The sequence below is a fragment of the Treponema vincentii genome, from assembly GCF_010365865.1.
Taxonomy (GTDB): Bacteria; Spirochaetota; Spirochaetia; order Treponematales; family Treponemataceae; genus Treponema.
This window is the reverse complement of record NZ_CP048020.1, coordinates 2350527-2366857: the sequence shown is the minus strand read 5'-3', so window position 1 is coordinate 2366857 and position 16331 is coordinate 2350527. Positions and strand designations below refer to the sequence as shown.

Here is a 16331-nt window from a genome sequence, read left to right as displayed (position 1 = left end):
CTCATATATTTTACTAATTGTGAATAAAAGCCCGAGCACCCTGCTCAAAACTCGCCGTCAAGGAATATTTTCATTTATGGTTGACTGATGCTCAGCCAGCACGATGATTTTATTATCTACAAGGCAGGAAACATCATTAATTATGTTCTCCCTCGCTCGGTGGTTAATACTATAACATAGATGAGGTGATTTTGAAAGTAATGTATGCGAGGTTTGTTATGCGGTAACCTTTCAGACTTTGTAAATGTTTTATCAATTGTCGATACATACGACTAAATATTTTTACAGGAGAATAATATGAAGAATTTTAACCGTACTTTACGTATAAGTGCAACAGTCGGTTTTATTTTGGTGCTATGCTGCTTGGCGTTTGCTGTCTATGCGAAGGATAAAGATAAAAACAAGAAGCAGGGGATCAGCTACGAGGCCGACATCGACTATCCCGTTTTTGGAAAAGAACCTCTTCTCAATGCCCAAGTTTCCGATGTTGTTCAGAAGGCTCTTGAAGCCTTTAACAGCGAATTCTTTTCTGCGGAAGCGCCCGCCTATCCGCAAGGTTTTCAATTCGATATTGACAGCAGTTCGGTATATGAGGATTCGAAGCATATCAGTTTTCTCTTAACTGTCTATCAATATGTCGGCGGCGCAGCACATGGTAGTACCACCCTTATTCCGATAACCTACAGCAAGCAAACAAAGAAACTGCTTTCATTGGAAGAAGCTTTGCAACCGGCAAAAAAAGACTGGCTTGCAGCTCTTTCAACTGAGGCACGTAAACAGCTGAATGCTCAAGTTCAAAAGAAGACCTTTAGCTCCGACGAGGATTGGATTAACAGAGGCACGGAACCTACAAAAGAAAATTTTGCGGTCTTTAAGCTTGAAAAAAATTCCGTCCGCATTGTCTTTAGTCAATACCAAGTCGGGCCGTATGCTTCCGGTATGCCGGAAATTGTTGTTCCCCGCTCGTTGTTTAAGTAGGTTTTTACAGCGTAGATTTTTTATAATATTATGATATGATGCCGGTATGGATCACGTATATTCGATACAAGAGATTACTGGCATTATCAAATCGCTTTTTGAGCAAAATTTTTCCTCCCTCCGTATTGCGGGGGAGATTTCCAACTGCCGCCCTTCAAGCACCGGGCACCTCTATTTTACCCTAAAAGATGAAAAAGCCGCATTGCAAGCGGTTATGTTTAAAGGCCGTACATGGACGCTCGGCTTTGAGCCGAAAGACGGACTCAAGGTTATTGTATCAGGTTCGCTGTCGGTATATGAGCAGCGTGGTTCGTACCAGATAATCGTCGAAACGATGGAGCTAGCCGGAGAAGGCGCTATTCTGAAAATGCTGGAAGAGCGGAAGCAGAAACTTGCGCGCGAAGGCCTTTTTGACCGAGACAGGAAGCGCCCATTGCCGTTTTTTCCGCTCCGTATCGCCGTGATTACCAGCCCAACGGGCGCCGCCCTGCGCGATATCCTCACTGTACTTTCGCGCAGGAACCGCACGGTAAGTGTTACCGTGCTTCCCGCTCCCGTTCAGGGAGCGGAGGCGGCGCCTGTGTTGGTACGCCAGCTGGAAACCGCCAATCGGTATAAACTCGGGGAGCTTATCATTATCGGAAGAGGCGGCGGCTCTTTGGAAGACCTGCTCCCCTTCTCCGATGAAGCAGTTGTCCGCGCCGTTGCCGCTTCGGAAATTCCGGTTATCAGCGCAGTCGGGCACGAAATCGACTGGGCGCTCACCGATTTTGCAGCGGATGTGCGCGCACCCACGCCGTCTGCCGCCGCCGAGCTTGCCGTACCGGTCTTAGATGAAATTACCGATACCATCACTCAAATACAGTCCGATATGCTGCGTAGTATCGGCAGCGCTTTGGAAAGAATACGGCTTACGATTAAAGGGTTTACACCGGAGTCGCTTGAGATGAAATTCCGCCGTATCGAGCAGCCGCTTTTAATGCGCCTTGACGATGCGAAAGAAAATCTGCTGTACACAATGCAGGCGCGGCTGACTAACACAAAGCACCGGCTCGCCTTACTAATCCGAACCATTGAAGGGGCAAACCCGCAGGAGATCCTCAACAGAGGATATTCTATCGTCTACAATCGGCAGACGGGACTTGTGCTCCGCCGTGCGCAGGATGCGGTAGCTGCCTGCTCACTACGCATTAGGCTTGCCGACGGCGAAATCAAAGCCACTGCTCAAGGACAGTGGGATACACATGAGTCCTAGAGATTCATAGGAAAAAAATTTTTTCCTATGTCGATAAAACGGAGTGTCTATGTTATTAACCATAACGGCGGAAGGAGAAAATGCCGCAGCTTTAAGCTTTTTGCTGCACAAGCATCCCGATAAATTACAGCAGGTTGAGCTGTCAGTCGGTGCTGCATATATATTTTATCCGGAGTGTGAAAAAGGAAAAGTGACAGCGGCTCTCCTTTTGGATATTGATCCCATCGGGATGGTACGCAACGCAAAGAATTTTGCCGGAAAAGATTTTTTACTGGGACAGTATGTCAACGACCGGCCGTATGTTGCGTCTTCTTTTATGAGCAGCGCAATTTCAAAGGCGTTTTCGAGTGCGATGAACGGCAACTGTAAAGAGCATCCTGAATTTATCGATATGCCGCTTGCCTTAACCGCCAAAATCTCCGTGCTGCCTGCACCTCGGGGTGGTGAACTGTTGATTAAACGGCTCTTTGAACCGCTCGGGTACACAGTTGAAGCGGAACGGCACCTGCTCGACACACAATTTTCCGAATGGGGCTACGGAAAGTATTTTACCCTGACACTCAAAAATACCCTGTCGCTGAAGGATTTACTTTCGCACCTTTATGTACTCATTCCTGTTTTGGATAATGAAAAGCACTATTTTATCACACAGAATGAAGTTGAAAAATTGCTGCAAAAGGGCAAGGGCTGGCTTGAGCAGCACCCTGAACGGGAAATTATTGTTTCGCGGTATTTAATCAACCTAAAATCGCTGGTGCGTTCCGCCTTTGAAGTACTGCAGGCAGCGGAAGACGGCATCATACCCGACACTGATAATGAGGCTGAGCAAGATGAACTTACGAAAATAGAAGATACTGCTGCCGCTCACACTCAGCTGCAAAAAGTAAAAAAAGAGCGGCTCCATGACATACGGCTCAAACTTGTCACAGAAAAATTAAAGCAGAGCGGGGCTGCAAGTGTTATTGATTTAGGCTGCGGCGACGGCAAGCTGCTCAGACTACTCTTAAAAGAAAAGCAGTTTACCCGGATTGCCGGCACTGATGTTTCGTATTCGGAATTAGAAAAAAGCCAAGACAAACTCCACTGGAACGAAATGCCTGAAAAGCAGCGCGAGCGGCTTTCGCTTTTTCAAAGTTCACTGACCTATCGGGATAAACGGTTCAGCGGGTTCGATGCCGCAGCCGTTGTTGAGGTAATAGAACACCTCGATCCCAACCGCTTGCCTGCGCTGGAAAAATCCCTGTTTACCTACGCAAAGCCTCAGACCATTGTGTTGACCACGCCGAACCGTGAATACAATGTACGCTACGAAAATCTTTCAGCAGGAAAAGTGCGGCACAGCGATCACCGGTTTGAATGGACACGCTCGGAATTTGAAGCATGGGCGGAACGGGTTGCGCGTGAAAATAATTATACGGTTGCATTTTTCCCAGTCGGTGAAGAAGAAGAAAACATAGGAGCGCCGTCGCAGATGGCGGTATTTACGTATGGAAATTAGAATACCAAAAACAGCCTTAGTACTGCTCGTGGGTGCTTCCGGCTCAGGCAAGAGCAGCTTTGCTAAAAAACATTTCGCCCAGTATGAAACCGTTTCGTCGGATGCGTGCCGCGGTATCGTTTCCAATGATGAAAATAATCAGGCAGCCTCAAACGATGCCTTTGAACTGTTCTATTATATTATTTCGATGCGGTTGAAAAAAGGCTTACTCACGGTTGCGGATGCGACGAATATTCAGCCTGATGCACGGAAAAAACTCATCAGCATTGCTCGTTCCTTTCACGTACTGCCTGTTGCTATCGTCTTTGATATGCCGCAGGAGTTATGTGAAACGAGAAATCAGCAACGCACAGACCGGAACGTTCCGCCCCATGTTATCCGGCGACAGCTGCAGGATTTAAAGCGTTCTCTCAAAAGTATAAAAAAAAAGAAGGCTTTAAAAAACTCTACACATTCCGGTCGGAAGAAGAGGCCGATAACGTGCCCGCGATTGTGCGGGAGAAGCTCTATAACGATAAGGCTGAGCTGCATGGCCCCTTCGATATTATCGGGGATGTACACGGCTGTTACGAAGAGTTGATTGAGCTGCTGCGAAAACTGCGGTACATAATAGAAAAAACAGCAGACGACGGAACAAACTACGGGTTAAAAGTCAGTCATCCTGAAAACCGCACGGTCATTTTTTTAGGTGATTTGATTGACCGAGGCCCCGCATCGCCCGCCGTACTCAAACTGGTTATGAGCATGGTCAGAAGCGGTACAGCGCTCTGTGTTCCGGGCAACCATGATATGAAGCTCCACAAAAAAACTCACCGGAAAGGCAGTGCAGGAAAAACACGGCTTGGCTGAAACACTCCGGCAGCTTGAAGGTGAAACCGATGCATTCAAGAACGATGTAAAAGAATTTTTGTACGGGCTTGTCAGTCACTATGTGTTGGATTCAGGAAAGCTCGTGGTTGCCCATGCGGGGCTCAAAGAAGAGATGCAGGGACGCGGTTCGGGAGCGGTACGCTCGTTCTGTTTGTATGGAGAAACCACCGGAGAAACGGATGAGTTCGGCTTACCGGTGCGGTACAACTGGGCAGCGGAATACCGCGGACGTGCAAAGGTTGTGTACGGACACACCCCTGTGCCATCCGCACAATGGCTGAACAACACCATTGATATTGACACAGGCTGTGTCTTCGGCGGCTCCCTCACCGCGCTGCGCTACCCCGAAGAGGAACTCGTTTCGGTACCGGCTTACACAATGTACTGCGAACCGGTAAAGCCGCTGGAGGTAGCAGAACTCAGCAGCGCGGCAGTCCAAGCAGTCCTGCTGCCAATGAACGAGGAGGCAGTACCTCCAGTTGGTAGCGGAACAACGCAGCCGTCGGGGGACAAAGCAGCAGCACGCACCGCTGGCAGCAACACTGCACACAATACGATCATGTCATTGCAGCAGCAAGATGATGATGTGCTCGATATAGAAGACGTAACGGGGCGGCGGATTGTTCAAACACGGCTGAAACACAACATTTTGATTCGGCAAGAAAACTCCATCGCCGCACTGGAAGCAGTGAGCCGGTTTGCGGTAAACCCTAAGTGGCTTATCTATCTGCCGCCTACCATGTCTCCCTGCGAAACAAGCACACTCGACGGCTTCTTGGAATATCCCGCCGAAGCAATCGGCTATTACAAAAGCCGCGGGGTTCAAGCGGTGGTTTGCGAAGAAAAGCACATGGGTTCCCGCGCGGTACTCGTTATCTGCAAAGATGAACAAACCGCAGCGCACCGCTTCGGTATTACCGGGGAAGGCTTTGGTATCTGTTATACCCGCACGGGGCGGAATTTCTTTAACGAACCGGAAACCGAACATGCGTTTCTAACAAAGGTACGGGATGGGCTTACCCGCTCAGGCTTTTGGGAAAAGCATCAGACCGATTGGGTGTGTCTGGATGCAGAACTGATGCCGTGGTCGGTAAAGGCGCAAAGCCTTATTCAAGCGCAATATGCAGCAACGGGATCCGCGGCGCTCAATGCACTTTCGGAAGCGGAAGCCGTGCTGCGTTTAACGGCACAGCGCGGTATAGAAGGCGCTCGGGAGATGCTGCATACCTTTGCAGAGAAAAAGCAGGCAGCGGAAAAATTTGTTTCCGCATACCGCGCCTATTGCTGGGAGGTTACCGGCATTGATGATTACAAACTTGCACCGTTCCATATTTTAGCAACGGAGGGAGCTGTTCATGCCGATAAAACCCACCAATGGCACATGGAACAGATCGCCGAGATATGCCATGCAGATTCCACGCTTTTTAAACTAACGCCGTATAAAATAGTGCATTTGGACAATGAGGCGGAAATTGCCGATGCGGTAACGTGGTGGCTTGAGCTTACAGGTGAGGGCGGTGAAGGAATGGTGGTAAAACCGTACCAATTTACCGCTTATGGTACAGACGGTACGCTTTTGCAGCCTGCCGTAAAATGCCGCGGAAAAGAATACCTTAGGATTATCTACGGGCCGGAATATTGCAAGCCGGAAAACCTTACCCGGCTTAAGAAACGGGGGCTTGCAAAAAAACGGAGCCTCGCTTTACAGGAGTTTGCCCTCGGTATTGAAGCGCTCGAACGCTTTGTACGGAAAGAACCGCTCCGGCGTATTCACGAAAGTGCATTCGGCGTGCTTGCTATGGAAAGTGAGCCGACCGACCCGCGGCTGTAAACACAATCGACATCTCCGACGCAAAGTGTCGGGAACTTAAACCCTCGTATGGATAATATTGACAACCGTACTCTTTTTATTTACAGTTAAAAAAAGAGTTATAGAACACAAAGAATAGCCGCAGTATCATTTAAAGGCTTTTCTCCGGTGTGTTCCACTATTTTAAGGAGATAAATATGAAAGTAGCTATTAACGGATTCGGCAGAATCGGTCGGCTTGTGTTCCAGGCATTGGTTGAACAGAATTTGCTTGGAAAGGATAAATTTGATGTCGTTGCGGTTGTCGATCTTTCAACCGATGCAAAGTATTTTGCCTATCAGCTTAAATATGATTCCGTACAGGGCAAGATGAATGCCGAAATCGGTACAAAAGGCGATGATGTACTGGTGATTAACGGGCATGAAATCAAATGCGTCTCCGGCAAGGGCTTAACCCCTGCTCAGCTTCCGTGGAAGGAATTAGGCATCGATCTCGTTATCGAAAGCACCGGCTTGTACACAAACGAAAAAGCCTACGGCCATTTGGAAGCAGGTGCAAAGAAGGTTATTATTTCCGCGCCTGGTAAAAGCGCTGACGCCGCAAAGCCCATTAAAACCATCGTTATGGGTGTAAACGAAAATGAATATGATCCTGCAAAACATCACGTTGTTTCCAATGCAAGCTGCACCACCAACTGTTTGGCACCTCTTGTCCATGTCATTTTAAAAGAAGGTTTCGGAATTGAAACGGGATTGATGACAACGATCCACTCTTATACCGCAACACAGAAAACCGTTGACGGTGTTTCTCTGAAAGACTGGCGCGGCGGACGGGCAGCTGCTATCAATATTATCCCGTCTACGACCGGCGCTGCTAAAGCTGTCGGCGAAGTATTACCTTCAACAAAGGGCAAGCTGACCGGTATGTCATTCCGCGTACCGACTCCCACCGGTTCGGTTGTCGATTTAACCTTCCGTGCAACAAAAGATACCTCTATTGAAGAGTTGGATGCAGCATTCAAGAAAGCCTCCGAAACCTATATGAAGGGGATTTTAGGCTATTGCAACGAAGACATCGTTTCCACCGATATTATTCACGACAAACGATCTTCCATCTATGACAGCAAGGCAACGCTCCAGAATAACCTCCCGGGCGAAAAGCGCTTCTTTAAAGTAGTGTCATGGTATGATAACGAGTGGGGATATTCCAACCGCGTTATCGACCTGCTCAAATTTATGAATAAATAATTTTTTTAGGCGCTGTGGAAATGACGATTCGCTTCTGCAGCGCTGCCTTCCTTTCTAATCTTTACCGCATTCCTGCCACTCTGGCGGCTTTGTAAAATATACCGTTTTTAAGACTTCCGCTCAAACACAACTTTCTTCCTTTGTCGTATGCTATATCTTTAGAAAGTCACACCATCGGTAAGTACGTTATGCAAAAGAGCTTGCCGTATCTTCACATTGGATCGGATTATAACAAAACCGCGTCTTGTCAGCCTTAGCGATTATTTTTCAAGCACCTCGGTTTTCCACTCTTTGATAGTCCGTGTATCTTCACTAAAGCTGCTCCCGATCAGCATAATCTTCTTCCCGTCAGTCTTATACTGTTCAGCGTAACCATTGTTTTTAATCTGCTTGAGCGCATCCTCTGCACTGCCGTTGCCGGAGAGCTTAAATTCGAAGAGGTACATGCTGTCCGCTGTGCGTACTATACAATCGGAGCGTCCGGTATTACAGTGTACCTCAGTCTGTACAAACTGTCCCATGAGCGCAAAGATCAAATACACCGCTGTTTGATAGTTCTGCTCACGCAGCTTCAGGTTCTCTTCACTGAAATTATCATAGGGTATCCCCGCTATAATCGACTGCATCCGTTCCATAAAGCTATCGACTTTCCCCTCACGGATGTCTTGTACAAATCGTCCTACCCATACCCCTGTTTGACCGAACGGTACATCCGAATATGCGGGTAAAAGATTATGTAAAAAGCCATACCGGACTTCATCATTCGGGAAGCCGAGCCGATAAAGTCTGAGATCACCTATATATTTCTTTATGGTTAAGTATCCTGCTTGAAACAAAATAGGCAGTGCATCTTGAGCTACGGCACGATAGGTTTGCAGCCCGTCTTCATCCAGCTCAACATGACCGTCCAAATCGGGAATAAAGTAACGAGCCTCTTTTAAGTAATTAACCAGAAATGTCGGTGTTCCCGTTCCAAACCAATAGCTTTTGATCTCTTTATCATCAAAGGCATTGAGTATGCTATAAGGATTGTACATACAGCACAGGATATTCAAGCCATGCAACTCTGTTTTCGCATACCGCTTGCTCCTCTTCCGCCTTTTCAAGATATAGTCCTTTGAATAGCTCTTTTTGACCGCGGAAATATGCAGCCAAGGTCGAAAGGAAAAGACTTTTTCCAAATCGTCGCGGACGGCTGAGGAAATAGACTCGGCCGCTTGTTACCAATTGAAAGATATAAGCTGTTTTATCTACATAGAGAAAGCGATCGTCCCGTAATACCTTAAAACTCTGTATGCCGATCGGCAATTTCCGTGGAAAGCTCATGTTTACAGTTTAGGATATGTTGTATGCTCTGTCAATCAACAGTCCGTCGACAGCGGAAAGCATCAGAAGATTAAACGTTTCGCATAGATTGAATGTCCCTGCAGCTTTGCTTTGATATTACCACCATGTGTAAAAATAACAGCCTCTTTTACACAAAAAAACATTTGACAGATGGAATTTTGGGGTGTATGCTGTATGTAAAGTTATGAAAATGTTTTCTAAAAATGTTTTCATAAAGTTAGATTCGATGCGAGGATGATATGAAAGCGTGGGAATATATTTACGATTTAACAAAAAATGCCGTTCCGGTGGTGCTATCGGAAGACGAGCAAACATGGGAGGCGTCGAATGCCGCTGAAAAGCAGGTGGATAATCTGCTTCGTGTGCAGTGGGCAAGTCATGTGCCCGGCTCTCATGCCCCTGAAAGCGTGGTGATAGCGGCGGTTCAGTCTATAGAAGCGCTGGGCTGCGACGTAAGCGCTGCAGAGGACTTGATTCCTGAAGGGCTTGATGCACTAAAACGGAATGATATGAAGACGCTGCAGCGGATTACTGCCCGCATATTTAATATCCTTTTTATGTGTCCGAGCGATACTGCAAGCGACTATTGGAAAAGTACGCTCTATCAAAGTTTCGACGAATATGAAAAAGCAATTGCGTTTCCCGCAGCAGAAACGGAAACACTGTCGAATGCAGTATTGTACGATAAAACAAAGGCCGCGTGGCTTGGCCGTTTATGCGGTGGTGGTTTTGGAACGGCGCTTGAAGGATATACGACGGCACAGCTAAAGAAAAAATTCGGCGAAATCCATACGTATGTGCGTAAGCCGAATACTTACAACGATGATATAACGTACGAGATCGCATTTCTCGAGGCGTGCTTTAAAGCACAGGGAATGCCGACAAGTGCCGATATTGCCGATCAATGGCTGGAGTTAATTCCCTGCGGTTGGTCTGCCGAACAGGTTGCATTGGATAATTTACGTAGAGGGATGTATCCTCCGGAAAGCGGTCTGTTTAGGAATCCCTACCGTGAATGGATCGGTGCACAAATGCGGGGTGCCGTGTGCGGTCAGGTAGCCCCGTTGAATCCTCGTAAGGCTGCACTGCTTGCATGGCGCGACGCGGAAATTTCGCACCACGGGAATGGAATTCTCGGAGAGGTGTTTAACGCTGTTTTGGTCAGCCTTGCATACGGCGCAGACCCCATGCGGAGATGTTTGGAAAAAGCCGTTTCCTGCATTCCACGGGATTCGGAATATGCTTCCGTGCTTCACTTTGCATTGGCACAGTGTATGAAAAAGCAGGATTTTTATGAGGCATGGGCGGCATGCGAAGAAAAATACAAGCGGTATAACTGGATCCATGCGTATCCGAATGCAGCGGCAGAAGTAGTTGCGTTGTATTTCGGCAAAGATAATTTTAACGATGTCATGCACTATATCGCGATGTGCGGTCAAGATGTCGATTGTAATGCCGCACAGCTGGGCGCTGCACTTGGTGCAAAGTTAGGCACAAAGGGAATCGAAGATCACTGGACGGATCCTTTTGGCGATGAAATTATAACCTATTTACGGGGAAATAAAACGGTAAGTTTGCAAGAACTTATTAACAAGACCGTATCGGTCGTAAAACAATTGGAGGATGTATGAAAAAGATTCTTTCTGTCAGTCTGTTTGTACTGTTAGGCATGTCTATGTTTGCTTTCGGTGCAAAAGAGAACAGCGGTTCAAAGGAACCGAGTGTCGCGCTGATTATCAATGGAAACCTTGGAGATAAGTCTTTCCATGATTCCGCAAACAACGGTATGAAGATGATCGCAAATGAACTGCATTGCAAAACCAAGGTGGTTGAAGTCGGGTATGATGACTCAAAATGGGAACCTGCATTGCGTGATCTTTGTGATGAAAAGCACGATATTATTTTTTGCGGAACGTGGCAAATGCAGGCGCTTGTATCAAAGATAACAAAAGATTATCCGAATCAAAAAATCATCGTCTACGATACGGCAATGGATTATGCTTCCGATTCTGCGGGGCTGTTTAAAAATACCTATTCGATAGAATACAAGCAGAATGAAGGTTCCTTCCTTGCAGGCGTACTTGCCGCGGAAATGACAAAGGGGAAGAAAATCGGGTTTATCGGCGGTATGGATAATACCGTTATCCTCGATTTCTTAGTCGGTTTTATACAAGGTGCAAAAACCGTTTCTCCCGATATTAAAATCATTTCTTCTTTTGTCGGAAATTTCAGTGATTCTGCAAAAGCAAAAGAACTTGCGTTGACACAGTATCAGATGGGTGCCGACATTATATTTGTTTGCGCATCGAATGCCGGAGAAGGTGCGCTGCAGGCTGCAAAGGAAAAGAATAAATTCATTATCGGTGTGGATAGCGATCAGGCTATGCTGTACAAGCAGACTGATCCTGTTTTATCAAACCTCATTATCTCTTCGATGCTGAAACGCGTTGATAAGTCCATGTATCTTGCAATGAAAGAAATACAAAGCAATACACTGATATGGGGGAAACGCGTAGCATTGGGAATAAATGAAGGTTGCGTCGGTCTTGCAGATAATGAAGTGTATCAGGCAAAAGTTCCTGCCGAAGTTCGCAAGCATATTTCCGAGTATGAAACCCAAATCAGAAATGGAAAGATTGCAGTTAAGACAGCATTCGGTATGAAGCAAGCCGATATAACAGCATATATCGATTCCGCTCGCCCATAATTAAAAAAGCATTGCACGGAAGCTGGGGATGTCTCGAACATAACGACTTTTTGGGAATCCCCGGCCTCACTTTCCGTGCTTATGCGGAGACTATCCGAATGAATGTTGAAAGTACGGCAGATGATATTTTAGTAATGAAGGATATTTCAAAAATATATCCTAACGGTGTTACGGCTAATAGGCATGTCAATTTTTCGGTTCGCGCCGGAGAAATTCATGCGCTTGTCGGTGAGAACGGTGCCGGTAAAAGTACCTTGATGAAAATATTATTCGGTATTGAGCAACCGACTGAAGGTACGATTTTATATAATGGAAACGAATTGCATATCAAATCCCCGCTTGACGCTATTCGTCACGGATTCGGTATGGTACATCAGCATTTTATGCTTGTCGAATCGATGAGTGTTGCAGAAAATATCTGCCTTGGAATGGAACCCGGAAAAGGCCCGTTACTTCGTGAAAAACTCATGAACGAACAGGCTCAAAAAATTATCAATCAATATCATTTTGTTATTGACCCGAAAGAAAAGATTAAAAATTTGCCCATAGGGACGCGCCAGAAAGTAGAAATTCTGAAGGCGTTATATAAAGGTGCGCGCATTTTAATTTTGGATGAACCGACCGCTGTATTAACTCCGCAAGAAACGGAAGAATTATTTGTTGAATTAAAAGAGCTGCGGAATTCGGGATGTACGATTATATTTATCAGTCATAAATTAAATGAAGTTAAAGAAATATGCGAAAGGATAACCGTATTGCGTAACGGTACTTCCGTCGGCGTGTATTCCGCCGGAGAAATTTCTGAAAAAGAAATATCGAACCTTATGGTCGGTAAAAATATACATTGGGAAATAGAAAAACAACCGAGCGTTCCCGGAGAGACCGTCTTAAAATTGCGGGATGTATGTATGGATGATGATGCCGGGCGTCCCATACTCAAGCATGTGAGTTTTGATTTGCCTGCGGGGAAAATTCTCGGTATTGTCGGTGTTGAAGGGAACGGGCAAAAAGAGTTGATCGATACCATAACCGGATTGCAGCACTGTACTGAAGGAAGCGTAATGTTAAACGGTAAAGATATAACATCGCGCAGTATTGCTGCAATCAGAAAAGAAGGTATCTCCTATATACCGCAGGATAGAATAAAAGTAGGAACGGCGGTAACTGCTTCCATTCAAGAAAATTTATTTGCCGTCTTTACGGAAGATGAGCGCTTTGTACATAAGGGCATTCTAAAGAAGAATGAAATAAAACAATGGGCTGATACGCTTATCAACCAATTTATGATTAAAACAAAAAGTGCCGATGTGCCGGTAAAAATGCTGAGCGGTGGAAATATGCAAAAGGTTATTATTGCACGCGAATTTTCAACCTCGGCAGGATGTATTATCGCAGATCAACCGACAAGAGGTGTTGATATCGGCGCTGCAAAGTTTATTCATCAAAAGATTATTGAAATGCGCGATAACGGTGCTGCTATTTTGGTGAATTCGGCAGATTTGGCTGAGATTCTGGAAATAAGCGACAGTTTGGTTGTAATGTACGGCGGTGAAATTACAGCATATTTTCCGGATGCCGGTATGGTTAGCGAAACTGAGTTGGGAGAGTATATGCTCGGCTTAAAAAAGCAAGGTGCACATGAACTTGCAGGATGTTTACGATGAAATTAATAGGACGCCTTTCATTTGAAAAAAGATTTGAATTGATACGGTTTGCTGCAGCGATCGGCATTGCGGTGCTCTTATCGTTTCTTATTATTTTATTTGTCAGTAAAGAACCGCTGCTCGCTTTTTCAAAGCTCTTTTTAGGGCCGCTTGAATCGGCACGCCGTTTCGGTAACGTACTTGAGTTATGTATTCCGCTCAGTTTTACCGGTCTTGCAGTTGCCGTTATGTTCAGCGCAGATATGTTTAATATGGGTGCGGAAGGGGCGTTTTATGTGAGTGGTGCCGTTGCAGTATTTACCGCATTGCTTATACCGCTGCCTCCTGTTATTGCACCGCTTGTATCGATTATTATCGGCGGGTTATGCGGTGCTGTCGTTTGCTGGGTTCCGGCTTTTTTAAAGCAGCGATGGAATGCAAATGAGTTGGTTTCGTCTTTAATGTTGAATTATGTATTCTTTTACATAACCAAATATTTTGCCAATACGACCTTTAAAGATCCGTCGGCAGGATTTATGGCGACGTACCTGATTCCTGCCAATGCAAAATTGGCACGTCTTATTCCCGGAATGCGATTGCACTTCGGACTGTTGATATTGTGCGCCGTAGTAGTGCTGACCGTATTGTTTATCCGCCGTACGGCATGGGGGTATCGTCTGATGCAAACCGGAAGGAATATCCGCTTTGCCCGTTATGCCGGCTTAAACACGACGGCAATTATCGCATACTCACAGCTTATCGGCGGTTTTATTGCGGGCGTCGGCGGTTCGGTTGAGGTATTGGGAATGTATGACCGGTTCCAATGGCAAAGCTTGCCGGGGTACGGGTTTGACGGTATCGTTGTCGCTATTCTTGCAAAAAATAAACCGCACTATATTCCGATTGCTGCTTTCTTTTTGGCGTATTTAAAAATCGGTGCCGATAAGATGGCGACATCTACGGACGTTACTGCAGAAATGGTTTCAATCATTCAAGGTGTTATTATAATGCTTGCCGCAGCTCAGGCCTTTTTAAGTAAATGGCGGCAAAAAGCACTCATTAAAATGCAACAGGAGAGCGGCTTAGATGGATAACTTTTTGAGTTATATTTTAACTGCGGAGTTTGCTTATTCCGTTTTGCGTGTTACGACTCCGCTATTGTTTGCCGCACAAGCTTCGGTTGTTGCGGAAAATTCAGGTGCATCAAATATAGCATTGGAAGGCATTATGCTTTTTGCCGCGGCATTCGGAGCGCTGGGGACTGGCTTAACCGGCAGTTTGTTTATAGGCTTTTTAATTGCGTTAGGCGGCGGTTTATTAATTGCTGTGTTACTGGCTTACTTTGCGCTGTATCTAAAAACAGACATCATTTTATCCGGTATTGCGTTAAACACATTGGCCGCAGGCGGAACGGTATTTATTATGTATGTGCTGATTCACGATAAAGGCAGTACATCCTCCTTAGTTTCATTGGTGTTTCCTAAAGTGGTTATACCGGGTATCGCCGCTATTCCCGTGTTAGGCAGCATTCTGTCGGGGCAAAACGTGTTGACATACATTGCGTTCTTTACGGTATTTGCCGTCTGGTTTTTGCTGTATAAAACAAAGCTTGGTATGCACATTCGCTGCGTAGGCGAAAATCCCGATGCAGCGGAATCCGTCGGGATACCTATTCGTAAGACCAGAGTTATCGCATTGCTTATCAGCGGATTGTTGGCATCGTTAGGCGGTGTATTCCTTTCGATGGCATACATGAGTACCTTTACAAAAGGCATGGTAGCGGGGCGCGGTTTTATCGCGTTGGCTGCTGCGGCAATGGGACGGTTGGCTCCGGTGCCGACGATGTTTGCAGCCTTGTTTTTCGGCTTTGCCGATGCCTTGTCGAATGTATTAGCGGCGATGAGCATCCCAGATGAATTCATAAAAACCGTTCCTTATATTTCAACCGTCGTCGGACTGATTGTATTTTCAGCATGGCGGAAGCGCGGTAGGAAAGCGCAAATCGCTTGAAGGAGAAAACTATGGACAATAAAATACCGATTATAATTGACTGTGATCCCGGGCATGATGATGCAATAGCATTGATCATGGCGTTTGCATCCGAAAAGCTCAAAGTGTTGGGTGTCAGTGTCAGCGCCGGTAATCAAACCGTTGAAAAAACATATACTAATGCACGCAAGATTATTTCGTTTTTAGGAAAAGCTCCGCCGCTTGCAAAAGGGGCATCGTATCCGCTCGTCAGAAGATTGGAAGTTGCACCGAGTGTGCACGGTGAATCAGGGTTGGATGGACCGGTTCTGCCGGAGACGGATTTTACCGGTGTGCCTGAATCCGCATGGGAACTGCACCGCCGGCTTATCTCTGAAAGCCCCGAACCGGTAACGTTTGTCGTAACAGGCCCCCTGACGAATCTTGCAATTTTGCTGTTAGCATATCCCGATGTGAAAAAAAATCTCAAGCAGATATGTTTAATGGGCGGCGGTATCGATCACGGTAATTGGTCATCTGCAGCGGAATTTAATATCCTTGTCGATCCCGAGGCGGCACATATTGTATTTTCGTGCGGTATTCCCATTGTGATGTGCGGACTGGATGTAACCGAAAAAGCGATGATCTTTTCGGAAGAAATAGAAAGACTGCGTAAATCCGAAAAACGGGTTGCCGTGCTGGTTGCAGAGTTGCTCGATTTCTTCGGCCGCTTTCACTCTGATTTGGGATTCCAAGGCGCACCTATCCACGATGCGTGTACTATTGCGTATTTGATCAAACCTGAGTTGTTTAAAGTATGCGATTACTATGTTGTTATCGAGACGCAAGGAAAGTATACCGCCGGTATGACGCTTGCAGATAAGCGGGTAAATAATAACAGACCAAAACCGAATGTTACAGCTTGTATGGATATCGATCGAGAAGGTTTTGTCCGGCTGCTTGAGCAATGCTGTATGGCGTATACATAAAATAACAGGAAGCATGAAT

13 protein-coding genes and 1 pseudogene are annotated in these 16331 nt (G+C 46.1%); 13 read left to right on the top strand and 1 reads right to left on the bottom strand.

The annotated features are described in order from the left end of the window. Nucleotides 1-297 precede the first annotated feature (297 nt). The 7 genes from GWP43_RS11045 to gap all read left to right on the top strand — a co-directional run bounded on the left by GWP43_RS11045 (nucleotide 298) and on the right by gap (nucleotide 7658). Nucleotides 298-978: a DUF3298 and DUF4163 domain-containing protein gene (locus GWP43_RS11045; protein ID WP_162664203.1), complete on the top strand. Its 681-nt coding sequence runs from the start codon at nucleotides 298-300 to the stop codon at nucleotides 976-978. A gap of 46 nt (nucleotides 979-1024) precedes the next feature. Next, nucleotides 1025-2233, top strand: a complete 1209-nt coding sequence (xseA, locus tag GWP43_RS11040; protein WP_162664202.1) for an exodeoxyribonuclease VII large subunit — start codon at nucleotides 1025-1027, stop codon at nucleotides 2231-2233. Nucleotides 2234-2282: 49 nt separating this feature from the next. Further along, entirely contained in the window at nucleotides 2283-3731 is a 1449-nt protein-coding gene (locus GWP43_RS11035) for a 3' terminal RNA ribose 2'-O-methyltransferase Hen1 (RefSeq protein ID WP_162664201.1), read from the top strand. Next, nucleotides 3721-4311, top strand: coding sequence for an AAA family ATPase (locus GWP43_RS15025; RefSeq protein ID WP_230977687.1), 591 nt, complete (start codon nucleotides 3721-3723; stop codon nucleotides 4309-4311). Before GWP43_RS11035 ends, GWP43_RS15025 begins: the two co-directional genes overlap by 11 nt. Then, nucleotides 4308-4580, top strand: a complete 273-nt coding sequence (locus tag GWP43_RS15020; protein ID WP_230977686.1) for a metallophosphoesterase — start codon at nucleotides 4308-4310, stop codon at nucleotides 4578-4580. The genes GWP43_RS15025 and GWP43_RS15020 overlap by 4 nt, the downstream gene beginning before the upstream one ends. Then, entirely contained in the window at nucleotides 4555-6432 is a 1878-nt protein-coding gene (locus GWP43_RS11030) for a hypothetical protein (protein WP_230977685.1), read from the top strand. The genes GWP43_RS15020 and GWP43_RS11030 overlap by 26 nt, the downstream gene beginning before the upstream one ends. Nucleotides 6433-6608: 176 nt before the next feature. Then, a complete protein-coding gene (gene gap, locus GWP43_RS11025) occupies nucleotides 6609-7658 on the top strand; it encodes a type I glyceraldehyde-3-phosphate dehydrogenase (RefSeq protein WP_162664200.1) in 1050 nt (349 codons plus the stop codon). A gap of 260 nt (nucleotides 7659-7918) precedes the next feature. Here gap and GWP43_RS11020 read toward each other — a convergent pair. Next, a pseudogene (locus GWP43_RS11020) lies at nucleotides 7919-8984 on the bottom strand (PD-(D/E)XK nuclease domain-containing protein). A gap of 260 nt (nucleotides 8985-9244) precedes the next feature. Here GWP43_RS11020 and GWP43_RS11015 point away from each other — a divergent pair. The 6 genes from GWP43_RS11015 to GWP43_RS10990 all read left to right on the top strand — a co-directional run bounded on the left by GWP43_RS11015 (nucleotide 9245) and on the right by GWP43_RS10990 (nucleotide 16312). Continuing rightward, complete coding sequence (locus GWP43_RS11015) at nucleotides 9245-10636, top strand: ADP-ribosylglycohydrolase family protein (protein ID WP_162664199.1); 1392 nt, start codon at nucleotides 9245-9247, stop codon at nucleotides 10634-10636. After that, entirely contained in the window at nucleotides 10633-11712 is a 1080-nt protein-coding gene (locus tag GWP43_RS11010; protein WP_162664198.1) for a BMP family ABC transporter substrate-binding protein, read from the top strand. Before GWP43_RS11015 ends, GWP43_RS11010 begins: the two co-directional genes overlap by 4 nt. Nucleotides 11713-11810: 98 nt before the next feature. After that, entirely contained in the window at nucleotides 11811-13376 is a 1566-nt protein-coding gene (locus tag GWP43_RS11005; RefSeq protein WP_162664197.1) for an ABC transporter ATP-binding protein, read from the top strand. Continuing rightward, on the top strand, nucleotides 13373-14449 hold the full coding sequence (locus GWP43_RS11000) for an ABC transporter permease (RefSeq protein WP_162664196.1): 1077 nt from the start codon (nucleotides 13373-13375) through the stop codon (nucleotides 14447-14449). Before GWP43_RS11005 ends, GWP43_RS11000 begins: the two co-directional genes overlap by 4 nt. Next, complete coding sequence (locus GWP43_RS10995) at nucleotides 14442-15365, top strand: ABC transporter permease (protein WP_162664195.1); 924 nt, start codon at nucleotides 14442-14444, stop codon at nucleotides 15363-15365. The genes GWP43_RS11000 and GWP43_RS10995 overlap by 8 nt, the downstream gene beginning before the upstream one ends. A gap of 11 nt (nucleotides 15366-15376) precedes the next feature. Further along, nucleotides 15377-16312 carry a nucleoside hydrolase gene (locus GWP43_RS10990; RefSeq protein WP_162664194.1) on the top strand — a complete coding sequence of 312 codons (936 nt, stop codon included), beginning with the start codon at nucleotides 15377-15379 and terminating at the stop codon, nucleotides 16310-16312. The last annotated feature ends 19 nt before the right edge of the window (nucleotides 16313-16331 follow it).